18 protein-coding genes are annotated in these 25,291 nt (G+C 58.5%); 11 read left to right on the forward strand and 7 right to left on the reverse strand.

Annotation, left to right across the window (positions count from 1 at the left end):
* Positions 1 to 1,491, reverse strand: a complete 1,491-nt coding sequence (gene nhaC / locus AAFH99_RS07725) for a Na+/H+ antiporter NhaC (protein ID WP_043317257.1) — start codon at positions 1,489 to 1,491, stop codon at positions 1 to 3.
* Between the two features lie 337 nt (positions 1,492 to 1,828).
* On the opposite strand from nhaC, the gene AAFH99_RS07730 reads away from it, so the two are divergent.
* The 6 genes from AAFH99_RS07730 to AAFH99_RS07755 all read left to right on the forward strand — a co-directional run bounded on the left by AAFH99_RS07730 (position 1,829) and on the right by AAFH99_RS07755 (position 9,243).
* Positions 1,829 to 3,004 (forward strand): 1-acyl-sn-glycerol-3-phosphate acyltransferase, encoded by a 1,176-nt coding sequence (locus tag AAFH99_RS07730; protein ID WP_043317255.1) that lies wholly within the window; start codon positions 1,829 to 1,831, stop codon positions 3,002 to 3,004.
* A gap of 86 nt (positions 3,005 to 3,090) precedes the next feature.
* Positions 3,091 to 5,250 carry an ATP-dependent DNA helicase DinG gene (gene dinG / locus AAFH99_RS07735; RefSeq protein ID WP_406829098.1) on the forward strand — a complete coding sequence of 720 codons (2,160 nt, stop codon included), beginning with the start codon at positions 3,091 to 3,093 and terminating at the stop codon, positions 5,248 to 5,250.
* 55 nt (positions 5,251 to 5,305) lie between these two features.
* Positions 5,306 to 5,632 carry a YqcC family protein gene (locus tag AAFH99_RS07740; protein WP_043317251.1) on the forward strand — a complete coding sequence of 109 codons (327 nt, stop codon included), beginning with the start codon at positions 5,306 to 5,308 and terminating at the stop codon, positions 5,630 to 5,632.
* A 276-nt stretch (positions 5,633 to 5,908) separates the two neighbouring features.
* Positions 5,909 to 6,604, forward strand: a complete 696-nt coding sequence (locus tag AAFH99_RS07745; protein ID WP_051687002.1) for a RimK/LysX family protein — start codon at positions 5,909 to 5,911, stop codon at positions 6,602 to 6,604.
* 117 nt (positions 6,605 to 6,721) lie between these two features.
* Positions 6,722 to 8,254: an inactive transglutaminase family protein gene (locus AAFH99_RS07750; protein WP_043317250.1), complete on the forward strand. Its 1,533-nt coding sequence runs from the start codon at positions 6,722 to 6,724 to the stop codon at positions 8,252 to 8,254.
* Complete coding sequence (locus AAFH99_RS07755; RefSeq protein WP_051687001.1) at positions 8,254 to 9,243, forward strand: alpha-L-glutamate ligase-like protein; 990 nt, start codon at positions 8,254 to 8,256, stop codon at positions 9,241 to 9,243. The genes AAFH99_RS07750 and AAFH99_RS07755 overlap by 1 nt, the downstream gene beginning before the upstream one ends.
* A 179-nt stretch (positions 9,244 to 9,422) precedes the next feature.
* Here AAFH99_RS07755 and AAFH99_RS07760 read toward each other — a convergent pair whose 3' ends face one another.
* The 4 genes from AAFH99_RS07760 to AAFH99_RS07775 form a co-directional block, all read right to left on the reverse strand.
* Positions 9,423 to 12,194: a valine--tRNA ligase gene (locus AAFH99_RS07760; RefSeq protein ID WP_406829099.1), complete on the reverse strand. Its 2,772-nt coding sequence runs from the start codon at positions 12,192 to 12,194 to the stop codon at positions 9,423 to 9,425.
* Between the two features lie 139 nt (positions 12,195 to 12,333).
* A complete protein-coding gene (locus tag AAFH99_RS07765) occupies positions 12,334 to 13,248 on the reverse strand; it encodes a hypothetical protein (RefSeq protein ID WP_406829100.1) in 915 nt (304 codons plus the stop codon).
* 21 nt (positions 13,249 to 13,269) lie between these two features.
* Positions 13,270 to 13,695, reverse strand: coding sequence for a DNA polymerase III subunit chi (locus tag AAFH99_RS07770; RefSeq protein WP_081847964.1), 426 nt, complete (start codon positions 13,693 to 13,695; stop codon positions 13,270 to 13,272).
* A gap of 359 nt (positions 13,696 to 14,054) precedes the next feature.
* Positions 14,055 to 15,524, reverse strand: coding sequence for a leucyl aminopeptidase (locus tag AAFH99_RS07775; RefSeq protein WP_406829101.1), 1,470 nt, complete (start codon positions 15,522 to 15,524; stop codon positions 14,055 to 14,057).
* Positions 15,525 to 15,825: 301 nt separating this feature from the next.
* Between AAFH99_RS07775 and lptF the strand changes: the two genes are divergently transcribed.
* Both lptF and lptG read left to right on the forward strand, forming a co-directional pair.
* The gene (gene lptF, locus AAFH99_RS07780) at positions 15,826 to 16,968 is read left to right on the forward strand and encodes an LPS export ABC transporter permease LptF (protein ID WP_043317241.1); all 1,143 of its coding nucleotides are present in this window, start codon (positions 15,826 to 15,828) and stop codon (positions 16,966 to 16,968) included.
* Entirely contained in the window at positions 16,955 to 18,016 is a 1,062-nt protein-coding gene (gene lptG / locus AAFH99_RS07785) for an LPS export ABC transporter permease LptG (protein WP_406829102.1), read from the forward strand. Before lptF ends, lptG begins: the two co-directional genes overlap by 14 nt.
* A gap of 96 nt (positions 18,017 to 18,112) precedes the next feature.
* Here the strand turns inward: lptG and AAFH99_RS07790 are convergent, their stop codons facing one another.
* Positions 18,113 to 18,610 carry an RDD family protein gene (locus tag AAFH99_RS07790; RefSeq protein ID WP_043317237.1) on the reverse strand — a complete coding sequence of 166 codons (498 nt, stop codon included), beginning with the start codon at positions 18,608 to 18,610 and terminating at the stop codon, positions 18,113 to 18,115.
* A 67-nt stretch (positions 18,611 to 18,677) separates the two neighbouring features.
* Positions 18,678 to 19,184, reverse strand: a complete 507-nt coding sequence (locus tag AAFH99_RS07795) for a hypothetical protein (RefSeq protein WP_231491607.1) — start codon at positions 19,182 to 19,184, stop codon at positions 18,678 to 18,680.
* A 595-nt stretch (positions 19,185 to 19,779) separates the two neighbouring features.
* Here AAFH99_RS07795 and AAFH99_RS07800 point away from each other — a divergent pair.
* The 3 genes from AAFH99_RS07800 to rlmA all read left to right on the forward strand — a co-directional run bounded on the left by AAFH99_RS07800 (position 19,780) and on the right by rlmA (position 25,288).
* Positions 19,780 to 22,476: a family 20 glycosylhydrolase gene (locus AAFH99_RS07800; protein WP_043317235.1), complete on the forward strand. Its 2,697-nt coding sequence runs from the start codon at positions 19,780 to 19,782 to the stop codon at positions 22,474 to 22,476.
* 365 nt (positions 22,477 to 22,841) lie between these two features.
* Positions 22,842 to 24,470 (forward strand): GMC family oxidoreductase, encoded by a 1,629-nt coding sequence (locus AAFH99_RS07805; RefSeq protein ID WP_406829103.1) that lies wholly within the window; start codon positions 22,842 to 22,844, stop codon positions 24,468 to 24,470.
* Positions 24,467 to 25,288, forward strand: coding sequence for a 23S rRNA (guanine(745)-N(1))-methyltransferase (gene rlmA / locus AAFH99_RS07810; RefSeq protein WP_043317229.1), 822 nt, complete (start codon positions 24,467 to 24,469; stop codon positions 25,286 to 25,288). The genes AAFH99_RS07805 and rlmA overlap by 4 nt, the downstream gene beginning before the upstream one ends.
* Positions 25,289 to 25,291: the final 3 nt, after the last annotated feature.

Here is a 25,291-nt window from a genome sequence, read left to right on the forward strand (position 1 = left end):
TCAGGCTTTCTCGGCATCTTGTAAGGGTTGCTGCACGCCCAGAGGCATCTGTTTGAAATGCAGCCAGCCGTAGGCGATGGCGAGCAGCGGACAGATAATATTGAACAGGGCGAAGGGCGCGTAAGTGAAAGTGGCAATACCGAGGGTGGCACTCATATAGGCGCCACAGGTATTCCACGGAATCAGTACCGAGGTTATGGTGCCGGAGTCCTCCAGGGTGCGCGACAGATTCAGACCGTGCAGGCCTTTGCCTTCAAAGGCTTCGCGGAACATACGGCCGGGAATAATAATGGCCATGTACTGGTCGCCAGCGGCGGCATTCATACCGAAGCAGGTGAGCACCGTTGAGGTGATAAGACCGCCCACCGTCTTCACGCCTGACAACGCCCAGTTGACGATTCGCTCGAGGAAGCCGGCGCGCTCCATTACGCCACCGAAGGCCATCGCGGAAATAATCAGCCAGATGGTATTGAGCATGCTGCTCATGCCGCCCTTGGAGAGAAGAGAGGCCACGGCTTCATTGCTGGAGGTGGACTTGTAGCCGTCGAACAGACTGTGCCAGGCGCCTTTCAGCAGGCTCAGCGGCCCTTCACCGCCGGCCAGCTGGCGAGTGGCGTTGGGCTCGAAAATCATCGCGATCATACAGCCAACCAGCGCACCGATTATCAGCGTGGGGTAAGCGGGTACTTTCTTCCACGCCATCGCCAACAGCAGTGCCAGGGGCAACATGCTCACGATAGAAATGCTGAACTCATCCTGCAGAGCGCCAAGCAGTGTCTGGATATCTTCCGCGGAGGCGTGGCCGGTATCGGAGCTAAGCCCGATGACGGCGAAGACCACAAGCGCGATGGTAAACGCCGGAATGGTGGTCCACAGCATGTGGCGGATGTGCAGGAACAGGTCGTTGGAGGTGACGGCGGCTGCCACGTTAGTGGTATCGGATAGTGGCGACATCTTGTCGCCAAAGTAGGCTCCAGAGATGACCGCACCGGCGGTGATTGCCGGGTTCAGGCCAAGAGCGGCGGCGATCCCCATCAGGGCTACACCCAGGGTGCCGGCGGTGGTCCAGCTGGAGCCAATGCTGAGGCCGACAACCGCGCAGATAATGCAGCTGGCGGCGTAGAACCACTGGGGTGAGAGCATCTGCACCCCGTAATAGATCATTGACGGCACGGTGCCGGCGAGAATCCAGCTGCCGATCAGAGCCCCCACCGCCAACAGGATCAGGATGGCGCCGAACACCAGGCTCATGCCGTGTAGCATACCGCCTTCCATTTCCTTCCAGGTGAAGCCGTTTTTCATGCCCACCAACGAAGCCACACCGGCACACAGCAGTAATGCAATCTGATTGGGGCCGTAGGACGAATCGGCGCCATAAAAATATACCGACAGGGATAATAGCGCGATCAGGATCAGGAGCGGGATCAGGGCATCCAGCAAGCTGGGTGTACGGGAGTCGTGATGCGACTCGCTGGAACTGGTGTGACTCAAGGCGGTCTCCTAGTGGCAGGCAAGTATCCGGCTCTCAGCTTGTGACCAGGGAGCCAGGTCAGTTTCTTGTTATAAAGCGGTCTATTCTCGGGGCGGGCTCCGCATATGTCTATAGTGATGCCGGTGAGGCTGGTAGTGGCAAAGGCCCGCAGGTTACCTGCGAGTCGCCACTGGCGCTGGCAGTTCGCCGCTGCATCCGGTATGTTCTGCGCCGGTTTCGCCCGGCAATGCCCCCGGTCAGGTATCGGAGGGTGCAGGCTGGGCCAAAATAAGAATGAGCCAGAGCGTGGCGGGCCCGAATCCTCGGCGCGCTGAAGTTGGCAGGTAGCACTACTCCATGAATGCGAGAAATATCGACCCCAGTCAGTTTGATGAAATCCGCCCCTACCGGGACGACGAAGTGCGCCCCGCGCTGCGCCGCCTGGTAGAAGACCCGGAAATGTCCCGGGTGGTGGCCCATTTCCTGCTCCCCGGCGCGGCCAGCAAGCTGGAGCGCCCCCTCGCCTGGCTGGTACGCCAGTTCGTGCGTTTTGAGTTCCGCAACGCCAATAATGTGCGCGGCGTGCAGGAAGTCATCGCCAAGTATCTGGAGAAAGCGGTCAACCGCACCAGTTGCGGCCTCACCATCTCCGGCCTGGATACTCTGCCGCGGGACCGCGCGTGTCTGTTCGTAAGCAACCACCGGGATATTGCCATGGACCCTGCGCTGGCGATTCTCGCCATGTTCAAGGAGGGACATGAAACCTCGCGTATTGCCATCGGCGATAACCTGTTGTCGAAGCAGTTTGCCTCGGACATCATGAAACTCAACAAGTGTTTTGTGGTTAAGCGCAGTTCCGGTAGCCGCCGCGAAAAACTGACCGCGGCCACGACCCTGTCGAAATACATCCACCACTCCATCGTCAATGACAATGAACATGTGTGGATCGCCCAGCGCGCTGGCCGCGCCAAAGACGGCCTGGACCGCACCAACCCGGCGCTGGCGGCGATGTTTGCCATGGCCAAGCCCAAAGAGCAGTCATTCGCCGACTTCTGGCGTGAGCTGCATATTGTTCCCCTGTCCATTTCCTACGAGTGGGACCCCTGTGACCGCTACAAGGCCCGCGAGCTGTACATCAAGGAACACCAGGACGAGTACCAGAAGGAAGCCCACGAAGATCTCGGCAGCATCGGCAAGGGCGTTGTTGGCAAGAAGGGCCATATCCACGCGGCCTTCGGCACCCCGATCGAGAAAGATTTCAATGATGTAGCGGCGCTTGCGGACGAGATCGATCGTCAGATTATCGGCAACTATGTGCTGCACCCTACCAACCTGATTGCCTATCAGATGATCTATGGGGAAGCGCCTCAGGTACCCGTGGGCTATCCCCCCAAGCCCTGGCACCCGGATGAGCACCAGGAGATCCGCGAGCAATTCGAGCAGCGTATGGCTGCCATTGACGAGCGCTGGCGGGACAAGGCCATCCAGGGGTACGCAAACCCGGTGGTTTCGCGGCTCGCTTTCGAGCAGTGAGCGGAATCCTGATTGGCGCAATCCTAAGCAAGCATGGATAATGCCCGGCTGATTTACTCCTTTAGTGCAGGTTCAGTCGGTCCCCAGTGCTCAGCGAAAAAGACAAAGAATCCATCCAGAACGCCTATCGTCAGTTTCTCAACGGCCGCGAGCTGAAAGCCCGCTACGGCCAGAAACTGATGATTGCGGCGATTGCCCGCACCCTGGGCGGTATCGAGCGCAACGGCGCCGGTGAGCGCGACCACGGCAAGACCGACGGCCAGCATATCTGTGTGGTGGAGGCGGGCACTGGTACCGGTAAAACCGTCTCTTACCTGCTGGCGGCCATCCCCATGGCCATCGCCCACGACAAAACCCTCGTTGTCTCCACCGCTACCGTAGCCCTGCAGGAGCAGATCATCCTCAAGGATCTGCCGGAGCTGGTGCGTCATTCCGGGCTTAAATTCGATGTGGCACTGGCCAAGGGCCGCGGGCGCTACCTGTGTTTATCAAAACTGGATCAATTGCTTACCGAGCTCACCTCCAGCGGTGTTGGAGCCTCCCTTGCCCTGTACGAGGATGAAAAGCCCCAGGTGGACGAGGCGGGCGTCAAACTGTATCGGGAAATGGCCGATGAGCTGGCCAGCGGCCGCTGGGACGGCGACCGCGATAACTGGAAAGACACCCTGGAGGGGGAAGACTGGAGCCGCGTCACTACCGACCACCGCCAGTGCAGCGGCCGTCGCTGTCCCCATGTGAGCAGTTGCAGCTTCTTCCGCGCCCGTGAAAGCCTGGGCAAAAGCCGCGTGATCGTGGCCAACCACGATCTGCTGCTGGCGGATCTGGCATTGGGCGGTGGCGCTATTCTGCCGGCGCCGGAAGACTCTATTTACGTCCTTGACGAGGCCCACCACCTGCCGGACAAGGCGCTTAATCACTTTGCCCACCACAGCCGTGTGGGAGCCACCACCGGCTGGCTGGATCAGGCCAATAAAAACCTGAGTCAGTTACTGGGGGAGATCGGTGATGGCGGCGAGCTGGATCGCGCCGGCGAGGACTTACCCGCGCTGTTCGCTTCCGCCAAGCAGAAGCTGGAAATGGCCTGGCCGCTGATTGAAGACCTGTGCGAATTCGAGGAGGAGCGCGGCCGCGGCGGCCAGCAGTCTCGCAGTGCCCGTTTCCGCTTTGAAGGCGGCGTGGTACCGGAACCCCTGATGCAGCTGGCCGATCAGTTGCGCGAGGACTTCGATGAAATGGAAGCGCTGCTCGGCAAAATGGTGCAGGTGGTCCAGCGCATGATGGAAGATGCCCACAGTCCGGTGCCAATTGTCGATCTGGAGCGTTGGTATCCGGTGCTCGGCGGTTGGCATGGGCGTGCCGAGGCAAATTTACAGTTGTGGGCAAATTACTCCCGGGAAGACCAGGGCTCTGTGCCGCAGGCCCGCTGGATTACCCTGGTGGACTGGGGCGGTTCCTTTGATTTCGAAGTGTGCAGTTCGCCGATCCTCGCCGGCAAAACTCTGGAATACAGTCTGTGGCGCCGCTGCTATGGCGCCGTGCTGACGTCGGCCACACTCACCGCCCTGGGACGTTTTGATCGGCTCAAAATGCGCGCAGGCACACCGGATAACGCCAGTTACGAGGTTGTGCCCAGTCCGTTCGATTTCTCCCGCGCGGAATTGCGTGTGCCGAAAGATGCGGTGGAGGCCAACAATGCGGACCTGCATACCGATGCGGTGATCGGGGCCTTGCCGGACCTGTTAGCGGCGGACGAAGAGGGGGGGGCTCTCGTACTGTTTGCTTCCCGCCGGCAGATGGAAACGGTGTACGAGTCCCTGCCGGGAACCTGGCGCAACCGCATACTGATGCAGGGGCAACAATCCCGCCAGCAACTGCTGGAGAGCCATAAAAAAAGTGTCGACAAGGGTGGGCGCAGTGTCTTGTTCGGTCTTGCCAGTTTCGCGGAAGGGCTCGACCTGCCCGGTAATTATTGCCGTCATGTGATTATTGCCAAACTACCATTTGCAGTACCGGATGATCCAATTGAGGCCGCGTTGGCGGAATGGATAGAAGCCAAGGGCGGCAACCCGTTTATGCAGATTACGGTACCGGATGCGGCGTTGAAACTGGTGCAGGCCTGTGGTCGTCTGCTGCGGACAGAGCGGGACAGCGGCGCCATCACCCTGCTGGACCGCCGCATCGTCACCAAGCGATATGGCCGTGCCATGCTGGACTCGCTTCCGCCGTTCAGGCGCGCCATTAGTTAGTTCGTTGATTGTGTCCGCTGATTGGGCCCCTCAATCGACTGGAAAGTTACCTGTTATGAAGTCTATCTATTCGGATATAGCTACCCTGCTGCTGGAAATCGAAGCGGAGCTGCGCGCCCTTGATCTCTGGGAAGACACCCCGCCCAGCGCCGAGGCCCTCGCCAGCACTCAGCCCTTCTGTGTGGACACTCTGACCTTTCCGCAGTGGTTGCAGTTTGTATTCCTGGCACGCATGAGCCATCTGGTGGAATTTGAACAACCGTTGCCACAGCAGTGCGGTATCGCCCCTATGGCAGAGGAGCACTTCCGCGGCGGCAGTCTGTCGGGTGCGATTCTGGTTGCCAAACTGACCGAAATTGACGAGCGACTGGTTCGCGGCTGAGCCTCTCCCGGGTCGTATTTCGCTGAATGTCGCTTGATTCGTTGTGACCAGTTGGTACCATCGCGTCTCGCCGATTGCCGGCTACTCTTTCCTCCAGGCGTGCGCCCCACCCGTGAAAAGGGTGATCGGGCCCCCGGTGCAGTTGTGAAGTGGATAAGGTAATATCCGGGCTTTGCAAAATTCAGGGTGCAAGGAGCACCCGCTGTCATACCGCCAGGATTACTTGATAACAGTGCAAAGGGCCGATCCCGCGCCCTAAGGTAGTAATAAGAACAGATGCGGTTTTTGCCTTTTATTTCCCTGTTGCTGCTTGTTCAGCTGCTGGCCGGTTGTGAGACGCTGCGTCCGTCGGAACCGGCCTCTCCGCAAGCCCCCAACGTCTTCGAAGATACCCCTGCCGCGCAGGTGGCTCCGGACGCTGCCGGTCAATGCCCGCCCGTGGAAGCGGTGGTGTGTGCCGAGCCAGAAGTGAAAGTTGTGGAGCGTGTGATCGAGCGCAAGTTCGAGAAAATCGTCGAAGTCCCGGTTGCCAAAGACAAGCTCGTTTTAGGCTCGGAGGAGTATTTTGTGGTTGAGCCCGGTGGTCTGCGGCTCAAAGCGCTGGTGGACACCGGTGCTGCAACCTGCTCACTGAGTGTGGTGGCGCTGACGCCGTTCGAGCGTGACGGTAGCGATTGGGTGCGCTTCGACCTGTCTGATGGTGGCGATGGAGAGCCGGTGAAAATCGAGCTTCCCATCAAGCGTCATGTACGGGTCGCGCGACCGGGGTTTGATCGTCAGCGTCGTCCGGTAGTCAATATGAGCCTTACCATTGGGGAGGTGACCCACATGGTGGAAGTGAACCTGGTGGAGCGGGGGGAGTTTGACTTCCCGCTGCTGGTCGGGCGGAACTTCCTCAAAGATGCGGCGGTGGTCGATGTGAGCCGCAAGCTGGTCCAGGGCAATGGTTCTGTGTCGGTAGTTGGCAAATAATCCGTGATCACTGTCGGGTAAGCCTCGGAAATGTGGCGCGGTTACTGGCAGAACTTGCGGTAATCGGCAAAATACGCGGCCAAAAGCTGCAATCCATTTTGAAACGGGGAATGGCGAATGTCGCCACGGGCTCAGGTCTATATTCTCGCCGCGATTCTCGCCCTGATGGGCGCCGGCCTTACCATCTATAAAAATGTCGAACTGGGCTTCCCACTGTTGCCCGGTGAATACCGTACCGTGTGGACCATTGAGGCCAAGGTGCGCTTCACGGCCGATGGCGGTCCCGCCAAGGCGGCGCTGACCCTGCCCCGCGAGCAGCGCAATATGGAAGTGCTGGGGGAAACCTTCAGTTCCTCCGGTTACGGTTTCAATATCATCAGCGAGGACGACGAGTATCGTGCGGTCTGGGCCAAGCGTCAGGCCAGTGGCGTACAGTCGCTGTTTTACCAGTTGGATGTACACCAGACGCCCGGCGCTGCGCTGGAGCAGCCGCTGGATCTTAGTACCCAGGTTGTCAAACCATTGCTCGGAGCGGCCGAACAGGAAGCGGTGCGCCAGGCGATCTATTCCCTGGTTGGCAGTGCGCGTGAGCGCTCCTCCGATACCAGTACTTTCACCTCTGAATTACTCACCGCGCTCAGTGACAACCGCAACCAGGACAGTAACCTGATATTCGGGTACTACAAAAATCGCTCCTTTGTGGATGTGGCACTGCTGGTACTTGCCGCCGCCGATATCCCCGCACACCGCATTCGCGGGCTGTACCTGGAAGACGATCGTCGCCGTCTGGACCCGGAAGACCTGCTGGAAATATACGATGGCAAGCGCTGGATCGTGTTCGAGCCTCAAAGCGGCTCCCCCGGCGTACCGAAAAATTTCTTTATCTGGCAGCGCGGGGGCAAGAGCCTGCTGGATGTGGAGGGCGGCCGGAACTCCGGCGTGACCTTCTCGGTAATTTCCAATGATGTACCTGCCCGCGATGTGGCCATGTTGAGTACCAGCCAGGAGAAAGAAGCGCTGGTGGATTTCTCCATCTACAGCCTGCCCATTGAGCAGCAGAGTATCTTCAAGCTGATCCTGTTGGTGCCGGTAGGTGCATTGGTGGTTGTGCTGCTGAGGGTATTTGTGGGGCTGCGCACGTCCGGTACCTTTATGCCGGTGCTGCTGGCCATCGCCTTTATCGAAACCCAGCTGTTTACCGGCCTCGCGATTTTCGTCCTGATCCTGATCCTCGGCCTGTGGATCCGTTTCTATCTCAGCAGGCTTAACCTGCTCCTTGTGGCGAGGATCGCCGCGGTGGTGGTCACGGTGGTGATCTTGATGGGGGCGATCAGTGTGGTGAGTTACAAGCTCGGTATCGAGCAGGCGCTGACGGTGACTTTCTTCCCGATGATCATTCTCGCCTGGACCATTGAGCGTATGTCCATCGTGTGGGAAGAAGACGGCCCCTACGAAGTGGTGGTGCAGGCCGGTGGCAGCCTGCTGGTGGCGGTGATCGCCTGGTGGGTGATGACCAATCGCTATATCGAGCACTGGACCTTCAACTTCCCTGAGCTGTTACTGGTATTGCTGGGCTTTATCATGATTGTCGGTAACTACACCGGTTATCGGCTCGGTGAACTGGCGCGGTTCCGCCAGCTGGTGCGCTGATGCATCTGCCGTCGTTCTTTCGCGGAGGTTTGGTCTCACCGTTTGCGCTGAGAAAGCTCGGTGTGCTGGGCATGAACGCGCGCAATGTGCACTACATTGCGCGTTACAACGACCGCGACAAGTACCCCATTGTCGATGACAAGCTGAATACCAAGCGCCAAGCCAAGCGCTATCGTATCCCCGTCCCCGAACTGATCGCCGCCTTTGAAACCCAGCCCAGTCGTACGCGGGTAATGGAGGTGATCGAGCCACTGGATAAGTTCGTGATCAAGCCGGCACGCGGCTCTGGCGGCAAGGGTATTCTGGTGATCGTAGGGCGCGACGGGGAACACTATGTAAAGCCCTCCGGCAATCAAGTCACCGCGTTGGATATACAGCGCCACGTGAGCAATATCCACAGCGGCCTTTACAGCCTCGGCGGCAAGCCCGACCGGGTAATGATCGAAGCTCTGGTGGATTTCGACCCCATCTTCGACAAGTACTCGTTTGAGGGGGTGCCGGATATTCGCGTGATCGTATTCCGTGGCTACCCGGTAATGGCCATGCTCCGTTGCTCCACCCACGACTCCGATGGCAAGGCGAACCTGCACCAGGGGGCGGTTGGCGTGGGCGTGGATCTCGCCACGGGCAAGGCCTCACACGCGGTGCAGCGGGGGATACGGGTGGATATTCACCCGGATACCCAGATGCCATTTTCGGACCTGGAAGTACCGGACTGGCAAGAGCTGGTGCGGCTAGCCGCCAGCTGTTACGAAATGACCGGGCTCGGTTATCTCGGCTGTGATATCGTGCTGGACCGCAAACGCGGGCCGCTGCTGCTGGAAGCCAATGCGCGCCCCGGGCTCGCGATCCAGATCGCCAACGGAGTCGGCTTGCGCACGCGTCTGGAGCATATCGAGAATATGGACCTGGAGCAGCTGGAAAAAAATGTGGATGAACGGGTGGCTTATTCGATGGATTATTTTGCGGCTAAGCCCTTAGCGCTATAAATAGCCTTTAGCTTAATGACCGTCATACCGGCGAAAGCCGGTATCCAGTGCTGAGCTTTGGGCATCGTGCAATTCTGGATCCCGGCTCAAGGCCGGGATGACGGGCGAGAATATCGATGGCCCATGGGAATCACTACATAAGATTCCGCATGGGCCTCTCGGTGAAACAACCCACTCGTTTACAGGTTCTTCAGCGATTCCAGCTGTTCGACAAAGCGCGTGCGGGTGCTTTCCAGGTCCGCCAGTCTCTGCTTCTCCTTGTTCACCACCGCTTCCGGTGCCTTGTCCACAAAGTTCGGGTTCTGCAGCTTGCCGGCAACCTGTTTCAGGTCTTTGTCCAGCTTGTCCAGCTCCTTCTGAACCCGCGCACTTTCCGCTTCCACATCGATCAGGCCGGCCATGGGCACCAGCAATTCCAGCTCGCCGACAAAAGCGGTGGAGGAGGCCGGTGCTTCGGCGCCTTTTGCCAGCCAGTCGATGGATTCCAGGCTCGCCAGTTTGGTGAGCAGGCTGCGGGTCTGCTTGAGCAGGTCTTCATCGTGCTCGGAGCCGCCGCGCAGGATCAGCGGGATCTTCTTCGCCGGGGAAATATTCATTTCACCGCGAATATTGCGCACGCCTTCAATCACCCCTTTCAGCCACGCGATGGCCGCTTCGGCATTCTCGTCAATGCGGTGCGCATTGGCTTCCGGGTAGGGCTGCAGCATGATGGTGTCGCCGGCCTTGCCCGCCAGGTCCTTCACGCGCTGCCAGATTTCCTCGGTGATGTACGGCATCAGCGGGTGCGCCAGGCGCAGGATGGTTTCCAGAACACGGATCAGGGTGCGGCGGGTGCCTTTCTTGATCGCGTCGCTGGCGTTGTCGTCCCACAGTACCGGCTTGGACAGCTCCAGGTACCAGCTGCAGTACTCGCTCCAAACAAAGTCATACAGGGCCTGGGAAGCCAGGTCGAAGCGGTAGCTTTCAACGGCTTCTTTTACGGCTATTTCGGTGCGCTGCAGCTGGGAAATGATCCAGCGGTCCGCAATGCTCAGCTCGAAATCTTCGCTACCATCCTGGCCGCAGTCGTGGCCGTCGCAGTTCTGCAGCACATAGCGGGAGGCGTTCCAGATCTTGTTGCAGAAGTTGCGGAAGCCTTCGATGCGGCCCACGTCGAACTTGATATCGCGGCCGGTGGAGGCCAGCGAGTAATAGGTGTAACGCAGGGCGTCGGTACCGTAGGCGGCGAGACCTTCGGGGAACTCCTTGCGAGTCTGCTTTTCAATCTTCTGGCGCAGGTGTGGCACCTGCATACCAGAGGTGCGCTTGGCCACCAGGCTTTCCAGGTCGATACCGTCGATCAGGTCGATGGGATCGAGTACGTTGCCCTTGGACTTGGACATCTTCTGGCCCTGGCTGTCACGCACCAGGCCGTGTACGTACACGGTTTTGAACGGGACTTCTTTCTTGAAGTAGAGGGTCAGCATCATCATGCGCGCGACCCAGAAGAAGATGATGTCGAAGCCGGTAACCAGTACCGAGGTCGGGTGGAACGCCGCCAGCTCCGGGGTTTCTTCCGGCCAGCCGAGGGTGCCGAAGGTCCACAGGCCGGAGGAGAACCAGGTATCGAGTACGTCTTCGTCCTGACGCAGTTCGATATCGCCCAGGTTGTGCTTCTCACGCACTTCTTCTTCCGAGCGGCCCACATAAACCTTACCGTCGTTGTCGTACCACGCCGGGATGCGGTGGCCCCACCACAGCTGACGGGAGATACACCAGTCCTGGATATCGCGCATCCAGGAGAAGTACATATTCTCGTAATTCTTCGGCACGAACTCCACGCGGCCGTCTTCCACCACCTTGATGGCTTCGTCGGCCAGCGGCTGGGTTTTCACATACCACTGATCGGTGAGCCATGGCTCGATTACGACGCCAGAGCGGTCGCCGCGGGGGACTTTCAATGTGTGCGGTTCGATTTTTTCCAGCAGGCCCAGGGCATCCAGATCTTCCACCACCTGCTTGCGCGCGGCGAAACGCTCCATGCCCTGATATTTTTCCGGCACGTTTTCGTTCAGGTTGGCGTCCTGGTCCAGGATATTGATCATTTCCAGATCGTGGCGCTGGCCCATTTCGTAGTCGTTGAAATCGTGGGCCGGGGTGATCTTTACGCAGCCGGTACCGAATTCCAGGTCCACGTAATCGTCCGCAATAATCGGGATTTCACGATTGGCCAGCGGCAGGGTGATGGTCTTGCCGATCAGGTGCTTGTAGCGCTCGTCTTCCGGGTGCACCGCCACGGCGGTATCGCCGAGCATGGTTTCCGGGCGCGTAGTGGCGACCACAAGGTGGCCGGAGCCATCGGTCAGCGGGTAGCGGAAGTGCCACAGGCTGCCCTGTTCCTCCTCATTCAGCACTTCCAGATCGGAAATGGCGGTGTGCAGTTTCGGGTCCCAGTTCACCAGGCGCTTGCCGCGGTAGATCAGGTCGTCTTCGTACAGGCGGATAAACACTTCCTGCACCGCCTTGTAGAAACCGTCGTCCATGGTGAAGCGCTCACGGGACCAGTCCGGGCTGGCGCCGAGGCGACGCAGCTGGCGGGTGATGTTGCCGCCGGACTCTTCCTTCCACTCCCACACTTTCTCGATGAACTTGTCGCGGCCCAGTTCGTGGCGATTTTTACCTTCCGCTGCCAGCAGACGCTCCACCACCATCTGGGTGGCGATACCGGCGTGGTCGGTACCTACCTGCCACAGGGTGTTGTCGCCCTTCATGCGGTGGTAACGGATCAACGCGTCCATGATGGATTCTTGGAAACCGTGACCCATGTGCAGGCTGCCGGTGACGTTGGGTGGCGGAATCATGATGGAGTAGGGAGTGGCCTGGGTGTCGCCGGAGGGCTTGAAATAGCCGTTCTCTTCCCAGGTTTTGTACCACTGTTGTTCGATGGCGTTGGGCTGGTATGTCTTGTCCATGCGCTGGGGAATGCCTTGCGTTATATGGGCTGGCCGCCCGGTCACTATCGGTTCCGGGGGCATTGAATAAATAAAAGGGGCGGAATTATACCGCTGGGGTCGGGCAGGGCAAAGGAGTGGCGCCGGGTGCTCGTCGAGCTCAGCTTTCTTCCGGATAGATCTCGTCCACCAGGGCGGTGATATTGGCACGCAACTGTCGCTCTAGCTCGGGCAACTGCTCGGCCATCAGCTGTTCGATCAGCTGTTCGCGTATACCGGGCTCGTCCTCAGATGCGGCCTTACCTGTATGTTCGGCTTCCGGCTGAGACTCCGTGGCCGATACTGTGACCTCAGCCTCCGGTTTGGGGATACGTCCACCGGTCAGGCGTGCGCGGATATGCGGTGGCAGAAACGGGTTTTCTGTTGCGGCCCGGGCTAGAGGCGGGGCGGCGGCCCGCACCTTTTCCGCGGTTTTCACGTCTCCGCCGGTTTCCGTCTCCACGGGCTTCTGTATTTTTGCCGCGTTAGAGGCATGTGCTGTGCTGGACGGTGCTGGTGATTTGGGGCTTTGCGCCTGCGGCTGGACTTCTTTGCGCGGTGCGTCGAAAAGCCCGGGTTGAAACTCTGCACGGGCCTCGGAGGCCGCTTGCGGGGACTGCTGCGGCGAGGCTTGCTTCGCGACCGGGGCAGGTTCGTCTCGGCCGGCGGGCCGGGGGAGATCCTGCAGTGGGCGCAGGAGTTCACGATCCGCGTCACTCAGGGTTGGTGCGTATTCCTCGGTGAGCTCTTCGTCGATAGGACTGAACAGGATTGGCAGATCGGCTTCCTCCAGCGGTCGCGGAGGTGCCAGCGGTGCGGCTTGCTGTGTCGGCTGTTGAGTGCTCGCTGATACGGGCTTGAGTACCGGTGGTGGGGCAGGGCGGTTACTGCCATTGGGGCTGGCGACCTGGTCCAGCAGAGGAATATCCGCTTCCATATCGCTGCCGAGCAGCTCGTGCAGCGAGTTAAGCTCGCTGAGCAATTCGTGGGGCGGCTGACCGTGGCGGTGCTTTCTATTCTTCTTTCGGCCGGACATGGCGCTTGGCTCGGGCTCTGATCAATGGGCGATTTTATGGGATTGTAACGGATATCCCCTGTCGCGGAAGTGACTGTATCGCGTTCTTGAGCGGGCGAGGGAGTCCGGGTGCTGGCAGACGATTTCGGCAAGGCGGTCGAATTGGCTGAACCAGCCGGGCACTTCTGTACAAAGGTTGATCAGGAGTCCGTGGTGCTGGCCGGGGTCTTCGCCGCTGTTGATTTCGATGGCGGCCTGCTGATCCAGGTTCTGCGGGGCGTGGGGCAGGAAACTGTCTTCCCTGAAGGTCCACAGCAGTTCATCAAATTGCTTGGCCTGTTGCTCGTTATCAACAGCAATCAGTACCCGCAAACCGCTGCGGAAGGCTTTCTCGGCCAGGCGGCAGGCAAAGTTCTGAATCTCATCGGGATTCTCTGAGGCCAAAACATAGAAGTCGATACGGGTCATCGGCGATCGCTTTCAATACACAAATGGTCATTGCGAAGGCGCCGATGCCCGGTGCAGCTTTGTGAAACCTTCCGCGAGAGGGACCTCGCGGAAGAGCCCCCAGGGATGGGTTTACGGCGTGTTTCACAAAGCTGTACCGGGTAGCGGCGCCGCCACGGGGGTTGTTCCGGAGCGGTGTAGCTATTGCAGTGGCGGTGAAGGCGGCGGTGACAATTCGCGAGACACGAGCTAGGCGCCCCCCCCGATAACCCATCCATGGGGGCTCGGACGCGGCCATCCGGGCCGCGTACGGTCTCGCAAATCGTCACCAGCCCCTGCACCTTCGCATCAGCGTTTTTACTCCGGATTAATCGGGGTAATTATTTTTTATTCAGAATGTATTGCAGCAGCAGCGGAACCGGGCGTCCGGTGGCGCCTTTGGCGGCGCCGGATTTCCAGGCGCTGCCGGCGATATCCAGGTGGGCCCAGTTGTAGTCTTCGGCGAAGCGGGCGAGGAAGCAGGCCGCAGTAACGGAGCCGGCTTCGCGGCCGCCAATGTTCTGCATATCGGCGAAGTTGGAGTTCAGCATGGGCTGGTACTCATCCCACAACGGCATGCGCCAGGCGCGGTCGCCGGTGGTTTCGCCAGCGGCGATCAGCTCTTCCGCAAGCTTGTCCTGGTTGGCGTAGAGGCCGGTGGCGTGGTGGCCGAGGGCGATCACGCAGGCGCCGGTGAGGGTGGCGACGTCGATCACTACGCTGGGCTTGAATTTGCCGGCCCAGGTCAGGGCGTCACACAGCACCAGACGACCTTCCGCGTCGGTGTTGAGGATCTCGATGGTCTTGCCACTCATGGAGGTGACGATGTCACCGGGCTTGCTGGCACGACCGCTGGGCATGTTTTCTGCGGCGGCGACTACGCCCACCACATTGACCGGAGCATTCATTTCCACCAGGGCGTTCATCACGCCGAAGACGCTGGCGGCGCCGCACATGTCGAACTTCATTTCGTCCATCATGGCGCCGGGCTTGAGACTGATGCCGCCGGTATCGAAGGTGATGCCCTTGCCTACAAGCACAATCGGCTTCTGGCCGGTTTTACCGCCTTTGTAGTTCATGGCGATCATCGCCGCTGGTTCGTCACTGCCCTTGGCCACGCTCATAAAGGCGCCCATGCCGAGGGACTCCATTTTCTTGTTGTCGAGAACGGCGGTTGTGAGTTTTGCGTGTTTTTTCGCCAGTGCTTTGGCCTCGCTCGCCAGGTAGCTGGGGGTGCAGATATTGCCGGGCAGGTTGCCCAGTTCCCGGGCCACGTTGCTACCGAGGGCCTGACCACCACCAATCTCCACGCCTTTCTGCAGGGCCTTCAACTGCTTTTTATCTGGCGCGTGGGCGGTGAACTTGGCCAGGGGGTTGGGCTTGGCGTCGCTGTGGCAGCGGGTGAATTTGTAGCTGGCAAGGCCGGCGGCGAGTGCGAGCTGTGCGCCCTGCCAGGTGGCGTCGGCGTCTTTTACGGAGACTTCGGTCAGGTAAGAGGTGGCGTCTTTCAGGGATTTGACCGCGCAGCCGCTGTTGTTGGCCAGCTTGCGGAATTCTGCCTGGGAGATCGGTGCTTTACTGCTGCGTACCAGCAGCACGCGCTCGGCGCCAGCGTCCAGGTTGGGGACCATCAGGGTACTGCCGGTGGTGCTGTCCAGGTCGCCGCGTTTCAGGAGCTTGGCCAGATTGCCACCGGTTGCCTTGTCCAGTGCGCTGCCGCTGTCGGTTAGGCGGTTCTTGTTGTCGACGGCGATGATCGCGCAGGCGGTGCGCTGTTTCAGGATGTCGGTGACCTTGGCGGTAAACTGCATGTAATGGTTCCTTGATGGTTTTATTCGCGTGCCGCGGCCAGGGCGCAGACGATTTATTCGAGCCAGAGATTGCGGCTCGGGGTGTGTCTTGCTGTCGGTAGGCCAGAGAAAAAGTGGCGGACCGAGACATTGCCGGGCTTTTTGGTGATAATGCGCCGCACAAGTTTAACCCGAGAAGCATCGCTTTGCTCGGGAACCTCTGATCAGGTGTTCTACTCTGACACCCGACGATGCCAATAAACCGGAATCGCATTTCCAATCGTCCAATCCAAACAGTGCAATCAGGGAAGCTGGTCGTTCAGTGATTATTTTCCGCTACCTCTGCCGCGAGTTACTCGGCGCCACCCTGGCTGTCAGTGCCGTGTTGCTGCTGATGGTCATGAGTGGCCGTTTTGTGAAGTATCTGGCGGAGGCCGCAGCTGGTGATCTTTCCGCCGGCATTCTGTTTTCTCTGATGGGTTTCCGCCTGCCTGGCTTTCTCGAGCTGGTGATCCCGCTGGGCTTTTTTGTCGGTATTCTGCTGGCATATGGCCGTCTCTACATCGAAAGTGAAATGACCGTGCTCCACGCCTGCGGGTTCAGTGAGCGCCAGCTTCTCCGTTATACCCTGGTGCCGGCGCTGATGGTGGCGGCGTTTGTCGCAGCCATGAGCCTGTACCTGACACCCACTGGCATCGAGCGCACATCGCACCTGCTGACAGCTGACAAGACCCGCAATGAGTTTGATCATCTGGTGCCGAAGAAATTTGTCGCCACCGGTGGCGGTCGTGCGGTGTATTACGCAGAAGGGCTGAGCGACGACCGCTCCACCATGCACAACGTATTTCTCGCGGAGCTGGGTAACTCCCGCGGAGATACCGAAACCGATCACCAGATCGTTACAGTGGCCAGTGAGGGGGTACAGCAGATAGACCCGGAAACCGGCCTCCGATATCTGGTGTTGCGCGATGGCTACCGCTACGAGGGTGTACCGGGGCAGAGCGATTACCGCCAGATGGCATTTTCCAGTTACGAGGTGCTCCTTGAAGTACCGCGCTTGCGTTCCAAGGCCAGTGAAAAACTGCAGTCCATGTCCACCGCTGCTCTGTGGAAAAGTGAAGATCCCCGTGAGCGGGTGAATCTGCATTGGCGCTTCAGCCTACCGGTGCTGGTACTGGTGGTGGCGATTCTCGCGGTTCCCCTGAGCCGTACCAATCCTCGTCAGGGGCGCTATGCCAAGATGATCCCGGCGGTGCTGCTGTATATCGTTTATCTGGTGGCGCTGCAGGGGGTACGTGGTGCCATCGAAGACGGCAAAATTCAGCAGGCCTGGGCCATCTGGCTGGTGCATCCTCCGTTTTTGATTCTCGGGTTGTTTCTCCTCGGTGGGCGCAACCTGAAAAAACCGCGCAAGCGCGGCGGTGATGGTGGTGCAGATAAGGGAGGTGAGCATGTCCCTGCTTGATCGTTATATCGCACGTACCGTTACTCTGGCGATCCTGGCAGTGCTGATGGTCATTCTCGGCCTGGATGTGATTTCTGCAATTGTCGACGGCCTGGGCGATCTGGGAGGTAATTACCAGTTCACCAATATGCTCGAATATGTGGTGTGGACTCTGCCAGAGCGTATTTATAGCCAGCTCGGCTTTTCGGCTCTCGTGGGCTGTATGGTGGGACTCGGCACACTCGCCGGAACCAGCGAGCTGACGGTCATGCGCGCAGCGGGTATCTCCATCGGTCGTATCGCCTGGGCGGTAATGAAACCGGTGCTGGTACTGATTGTTCTGGGGCTAGCCCTCGCTGAGCTGGTGATTCCCTTTACCAACCAGACCGCGGAGAGCCGGCGTGCCATTGCCCAGAGTGAGTTCGAAAATGCCGGTCTGGAACAGGGTTTATGGCTGTTTGAGGGGGGCGAGTTTGTCCATTTCAATGCCGCACTGCCGGGCGGTACCCTGTTCGGTATTACCCGCTACAAGTTCGACCAGAAACAGCAACTGGAACAGGTGGTATTTTCCGAGCGAGGGCACTTTGCCAATGACCGTTGGGAGTTGCAGAACAGTCGCCAGACAAGTCTGACCCCGGAGCGCGCGAGCAGTACCCGGGAAGCCCAATCCACATGGGACTCCGACATGTCTCCGGATCTGTTTTCCCTGGTTGTGCCGCTGCCTTCGGATCTGTCGCCGCGCAATCTGTGGTCCTATGGTCGCTTCCTCGATCGCAAGGGCGAAGAGTCTGCGCGCTACTGGCTGGCGTTCTGGAAAAAGATTCTGCAGCCCCTGACCATCGCCGGTCTGGTGATGATGGCCATCTCTTTCATATTTGGGCCGTTGCGCGAAGTAACGACCGGCTTGCGGGTATTTACCGGAGTGATTGTGGGCATCGTCTTTCAGACGGTTCAGGATATGCTCGGGCCGTCTTCAGTGGTGTTCGGATTTCCGCCGTTTGTTGCGGTGATTGTGCCGATTCTGGCGAGCTTCTTGCTGGGGTGGGCGCTATTGAAGCGGGCGAGATAAGCCTCGCTGGCGTAACAATTTCCAGCGTGGTGGCGGTACCGCTACCGCACTTGGCATCGGCACCCTCGCATTTTGCTACCGCGCGGGCCTCATGTCTTACCTCTTCTTCTTTTTCGGCAGCTGGCGCACTTCGGTATCCGATGCCAGGTCATGCCAGCTGGCGCGGTCTGCGCGAAAATATCCCCAGAAGTACCCCAGGCCCAAACATGCCACTGATAGCGGGCCGACCAGTGCACGGATGAAGCACTGATACCAGCTCAGCTGTACCCCGTTATTGTTGGCCACCATCAGGCGCCAGGCGCGCATCCCAATGGTCTGACCCGCGGCGCGCCAGGACCAGAAGAAGTAGCCTGCAGTGACAAGAAGCAGTCCGAACTGGTAGAGAGGGCCGCCGACGCAGGGGGTGTAATCCACATGTTCCGGCTGGCAGTGCAATCCGCCGAAAGTCGATGCCACCAGCATCGCGAAGAATCCATACACCATCCACAGGCCCGCGACGATCAGCGCATCGTAAAGTAGGGCTATCAGCCGAGGTACTACGCCGGCGTGGGGAAGTTGATTGAACTGGGTGGGTGTCTTGACGGTGTCGGGCACGGGAATCTCCGCCTGTAGTAACGTGGCGGAGATTCTAGCAGGTTAGACGGGAGAACAGCGTCGGACTTCAGAACTCGTATTCGACAGAGATCTTGAACTTGTCGTCAGACAGGCGGAAGTCGTAGTCCAGCGCATTGTTGAAATTGAACTTGCCTTCGCCTTGGGTGTAGCGCAACAAGGGGTGTTGTTTGCTGCGCTTGTGCTGCTCCATATAGGTTTTGAAACCCATCTTCAGAATTTCGTTTACCGCGCGGCCACCGGTTTTATCCACATACTCACTGGGGCGGGTATGTTGCTCCAGCCACTGGTGATTCAGTCGGCGGTGAATCATTCCCATGGAATTGTTGCGCAGATTCTCCGCGGATTCGTACAGAGCGTTGTTGTCCATACCAAAGGCACTGTCGATGAAAAAGGCGTTGTCGGCCTGAAGATTTAGCGCACCGTTGGAGTCTGGGATAAAGATCTCGTCAGCGAGGAGGGTGGAGGAAGCTGGGAGCAGAATGAGACCAAGCACTACCGGCAGGGCATTGGCCAGGCGCTTAGAGGAAAGAAACCGAGTACTGCGAGAATCCATTTTTCCACCCCGGGGAGTATTTACTTGGCTCAGTTGGTTACTGAACAACCACTGAATTTATTATGGCTCACCCTGAACATGACGTTGTATCTCACAAAATCCGGAAAAGTGCCAATGCTGGTTGTGAATTCTGTGTCAAATTCAGTCATTTCGCTGCGAGCCCCGCCAGTGCTGGTTGTATTGAGTTTTGTCCAGTTTGCGGGGCCTGCGGGGATGTTTCCGCCAATGTTTTTTAATATAAAAACCGTATGGTCACGGTGTCGCTTATAAAAACATTGTCTAGTGACGGATGGGGGGAATCATTAGTGAGAGTGGTAACTGGGACCGTGGTTCCCCAGTCGGAAACTGTTGGCGCGCATATGGTCACTTTGAATAGTGGCTCACCAGGGCAGCGTAACTTCTGCCGGTGCCGTCCACTTAATACGTTCTACCCGACGGGGAGATGGAATATGTGAGGTGTGTTGACAGCGCTGTCTTTTTCGCTATTGTGGTGCACTGGCCGGATTCTGAAATACCGGCATACAACATAAGAATCCACGGGTGCTCTTTCCGGATTACGCGCGTAGAGGGAGCCTCACCAAAATAGAGATCATCCATGAGACGGATCCCACTCTTTGCCAGCCTGGCCCTGTCCGCTTTTATTGCTTCCTGCGCGGAGCCCGAATCCAGCCAGACGACCGCTGAGGTCGGTTTGTCTGCGCCAGAGCGTATTGCTGCCAATTTTGATGTCACTCAGGAAGTACTGCTCAATTTTCAGGGGGTGGATGACGCGCTGCGTGCGCAGTGCAAGCAGGCGGGCGGCAGTGCTGCGACATGTTCGACCTACCGTATCAGTCTGATCAACAACGGTCCGGCGGTGGCCGCCGATGAACGCGACTGGACACTCTACTTCCACAGCGTGCGCCGCTCCCTGGCGTTACTGAATACCGATGCATTTACCCTGGAAAGGGTCAATGGCGACCTGCACCGCCTGATTCCCAGCGAGCAGTTTGCCGGCATCGGCAGTGGCGAAACCCTACAGCTGGACCTGCTGGCCGAGAGCTGGATGCAGTTCGAGTCGGACTTCCAGCCGCGACTGTTCGTGGTGGATAGTGAAGGCGAGCCTCATATCATCCGCTCTACCGACACCGATGACCTCTCCGACATCGTTCTGCCCATTACCAAGAACGACCCCAACAACTGGAAGCGTGTAGCTGACGATGCCAATACCCTGGCCACTGCGAGTAGCCGCTTCCAGGAGTTTACCGCCGACATTCAGCCGGTGCAGGAGCAGGAATGGCGGGGCCGTATTATTCCTCAGCCCGTCAGCGTTCAGTTGCCGGATGCACCGCTGATCCAGCTCGGTGCCGGTATTGCGCTTCAGGCGGAAGGGCTGGAGGCTGGACACGTGGATGCGTTGGAGCAGCGTCTGGCCACGTTGCAGTTATCAGCTGTGGGAGATAAAGCCTATCCGGTCTCCGTTAAAATTGATGCAGGTGCCTTCGATACCCAGCCCGCGGGTGCTTACCGCCTGACCGCCAATGAGCAGGGTGCCGAGGTTATCGGTGCCGATGCAAGCGGCGCCTTCTACGGTGTGCAATCCCTGCTGGCCCTGGTAGACCTGAAAGGTGCCACCCTGCCGCCGGCGGTGGTAAACGATGCCCCGCGCTTTCCGCACCGGGGTATGTTTGTGGACGTGGGCCGAAATTTCCACAGCAAGGAAGTGATTTTGAAACTGTTGGATCAAATGGCTGCTTACAAGCTCAATCGCTTCCACTTCCATCTGTCGGATGATGAGGGTTGGCGGCTTGAAATTCCCGGATTACCTGAACTGACCGAGATCGGTAGCCAGCGCTGCTTCGACCTGGAAGAAAGTCGCTGCCTGTTGCCACAGCTGGGTTCTGGCCCCTTTGCGGATAACTTTGGCAGCGGTTTCTACAGTGTGGACGATTATGTGGAAATTCTGCGTTATGCAGCGGACCGCCATATTGAGGTGGTGCCGGAATTTGATATGCCAGCGCACGCCCGCTCCGCAGTGGTGGCGATGGAAGCGCGTTTCCGCAAACTGAAAGACACTGATCCCGCAGCGGCCGAGGCCTATCGCCTGATCGACCCGCAGGATGATACCCAGTACCTGTCGGTGCAGTTTTACAACGACAGCTATATCAATCCCTGTATCGACTCCACGTACCACTTTGTCGGCAAGCTGATTGATGAAGTGAAGGCGATGCACGACCGCGCCGGCCACCCGCTGAAAACCTGGCATTTCGGCGGCGATGAGGCGGTCAATATTCTCGCTGCTGATGCGTTTGAAGTCGGTCCGGGTGAAGATCCGGAGAAAGGTGATGTCTCCGCCGAGCAGCGTAGTAAGCCGTGGAGTAATTCTCCTCAATGTCAGAAGCTGATCGCCAGCGGCGAAGTAAAGGCCATTGATGAGCTGGGCGAGCTGTATGCCAAGCGCGTGAGCAAGCTGGTGGCGGATGCCGGCATTCCGACCATGGCGGCGTGGAATGATGGCGTGAAGAAGATCAGCGACGCTGAAGAGGAACTGGCGACGCAAAAGAACTATGTGAACTCCTGGGCACCACTGTTCTGGGGCGGTGGCGACGAGAGTGTGCATTTTGCCGAAACCGGATTTGACCTGGTGCAGTCTCACTCCGATTACCTGTACTTTGATATGCCCCAGGAAGTGGATCCGAAGGAACTGGGTTACTACTGGGCTTCCCGCTACACCGATACGCGGAAAACATTCAGCTATGCGCCCCTGAATACCGCGCAGCTGGCGGAGCTCTACCCGAATCGAGATGGACAGGGTTGGGAGGCGACCTCCCCTGACCCGGTGTTCGCGGACAGTGTGCGGGGAATCCAGGGCCAGTTGTGGAGTGAGGTGGTGCGTACTGATGAGGCAGTGGAATACCAGGTGTTCCCGCGTCTGCTGGCCCTTGCCGAGCGCGCCTGGCACAAGGCGGAGTGGGAATTGCCAATACAGCCGGGGCAGCGCTTCAATGCCGAGACCACTTTTGTGGACAAAAAAGCACTGGCTGCAGACTGGTCGCGCTTCTCCGCTGCAGTGGGCAACAAAGAGTTGTTGAAACTGGATCGCGCTGGCATCGGGTACCGGGTACCCGTGCCTGGCGCAGCGGTTGCGTCTGGAGGCGTGCTAACGGCACTGCCGTTCCCCGGGTTGCCAATCGAATACTTCGATGGTGAACAGTGGCGGCCACTTTCCGCTGATGTGGCGGCCGAGTCGGTGAAAGCCGTGCGAGCCCAGAGCGCGGATGGCCGGCGTACCGGACGCGCTGTGGCGCTCTAGATCACTCGCGACCTTTGCGGCACCAGTGCCGCAGCGTTGACAGAAAGGGGCATCCATTTGTGGATGCCCCTTTTTTGTTCAGCTCCTTTCTGTTCCTTTCCGTTACTTGCTGCTTCTCTGGCTTCTTCCGTGATTGTGCACTTCCCTGTGATCTGGTCATACACAGCGAAAAATCCGCGGTGTCCCGGGTCTACAATTGCTGGATTGACTGGAGTTGCTGCCGGCATATCTCTCACGGATTTCGGAATTACTCGTGTATTTCCCGTGGTTGAAGGCATGCTGAAGAAAGTTAGCTGCTAGATTGGGCGCCACCGCCTTGCGTTGGGTGAGTGGGCTCGATAACAAGCATAAAACGAGAGGAGATTATGGCGAGAAGTAAAGTATACGACTACGTGATTGTTGGCGGCGGATCGGCGGGCTGTGTGCTGGCCAACCGCCTCAGTGAAGCTGAGCAGAATCGCGTCTGCTTACTGGAGTCTGGTCCCTCCGATCACAATCTGTTGATTCAAATGCCCGTGGGAATCGGCTACCTGGTGCCGGGTAAGCGCTTCAATCTGCATCACTACACCGAACCCCAGGCAAACCTAGATAACCGCCGTCTGTTCTGGCCCCGAGGTCGTGTGCTAGGAGGTAGCAGCGCGATTAATGCCATGCTGTATATCCGTGGCAATTCTGGGGATTACAACGCCTGGGAACAGGCGGGAAATCCGGGTTGGGGGTGGGACGGCATAATGCCGTATTTTCTGATGGCCGAAGGCAATCAGCGTGGCAGTGATGCCTGGCACAGCGGCTTTGGTCCCCTGTCGGTATCCGATCTCAAATGGAAGTCACCGGCTGGATGCGCCTTCGTCAGTGCCGCGCAGGAGGCCGGGCACCGCCACAATCACGATTTCAACGGCCACCAGCAAAACGGTGTTGGTTTTTACCAGGTAACCCAAAAGGCCGGACGCCGCTGCTCGTCGGCCACGGCCTATCTGTATCCGGCTAAAGCGCGCCCCAATTTAAGCATTTACACCAGCTCTCCGGTGGCGGGACTGGAATTCAAGGGGGATCGGGTGAGTGCCGTCACGCTGGTCAATGGCCAGCGCGTGGTGGCGAATAAGGAAATCATTCTCTGCGCAGGCGCTATTCAGTCGCCTCAACTACTGATGCTCTCCGGTATTGGCCCCGAGGATGAACTCAAAAAATTGGGGATTGTTCCCCAGTGCCACCTCCCCGGTGTGGGACGTAATCTCCAGGATCACCTCGATATTACCCAGGTGGTGGAAACTAATCGCCCTGTTGGCTTTAACGACGCGTTTCTGTCCAAGCTGGGTGCGGCAATGCATTTTCCCGAGTACCTTTTGCTCAACCGAGGAAAGCTGACCAACAATGTGGCGGAAGCGGGAGGCTTTGCCAGTTCTGGTCTTGCTGGAGAGCATCCGGATATCCAGTTCCACTTGAGCGCGGCGCCACTGTTTAATCACGGCCTCGACAAGCGTCCCGGCAACGGTTATTCGCTGCACGCTTGCGCCCTGCGCCCCAAGAGCCGGGGCCAGATCACTCTGGTATCCCGTGACCCGCGCGCGCTACCGGCGATTCAGCCCAACTATCTGGCAGAGCCGGAAGATCTGCAGGTACTGATAGAAGGATTTGAAATGGCGCGGGACATCATCGAGCAACCCGCACTGAATAAGTTGCAGAAGCGTCGGTGGCTGCCGGAAAATTCGCTCACCAGTAAAGACGCCATCGCCAATTTTATTCGCCAGAAAGCGGAGTCCATCTATCACCCGGTGGGGACTTGCAAGATGGGCCAGGACGAGCTCGCTGTAGTGGATAGTGAGTTGCGCGTGCGTGGTGTAGATGGACTGCGTGTGGTGGATGCCTCCATAATGCCCACCCTCATCAGCGGCAACACCAACGCACCGGTGATTGCCATCGCCGAAAAAGCGGCGGAGCTGATACTGAATAAATCGACGGTGCGAAATATGCAGGAAGTCAGCGAAAGCGCATGATCTGGCAGTGCCCCCATTGTAAAGAACCCCTGAACCTGCAACAGCGAAGCTGGTGCTGTGATAACGGCCACAACTTTGATCAGGCGAAAGAGGGTTATGTAAACCTGCTGCCGGTACAACATAAGCGCAGCCGGGAACCGGGGGATTCGGCGGAAATGCTGAACGCGCGCCGCCGCTTTCTGGAAGGCGGTCATTATCAGCCGTTAGTCGATGCGATCTGTGCGCAGCTGCGTGCCGGCGTGGTGAGCAAGTCGGCTCCCGTGCTTCTGGATATTGGCTGTGGTGAAGGCTATTACGCGCGGCAAATTGCCGGCAATGATTGGCCGGCGGACTTGATTTACGGTATCGATATTGCGAAGGCCGGCGTGCGGCTGGCGGCAAAAAAACAGCCGCAGGCACAATTTGCGGTGGCCAGCAGTTTCCATTTGCCGGTAGCCGATGCCAGCGTCGACGCGGTAATGCGTGTGTTTGCGCCGGGCCCCGCGGAAGAGCTGGCACGCGTGTTGAAACCGGGAGGAGTATTGCTCGACGTATCGCCAGGGCCCAATCACCTTTGGAGCCTGAAATCCCGGCTGTATGATACGCCTCAGCAACACAGTGTTCCCGCTGCAATCGCCGGGTTCACGCCGGAAAGTGAAATGCGCTGTGAATTTCCCCTCGACATTGACGGCGTAGAGGCGGTGACGGACTTTCTGACCATGACCCCTTTTGCCTGGAAGGGAAATAACCAGGCGCGCCAGCAGCTTGAAGCGGAAACTTCTCTGCAATTGGAGGCAGATTTTCTGTTGCGCCGAATGACAAGAAATCAGGACCCTTAACCG

The sequence above is a fragment of the Microbulbifer sp. ARAS458-1 genome, assembly GCF_045348205.1.
Lineage (GTDB): Bacteria > Pseudomonadota > Gammaproteobacteria > Pseudomonadales > Cellvibrionaceae > Microbulbifer.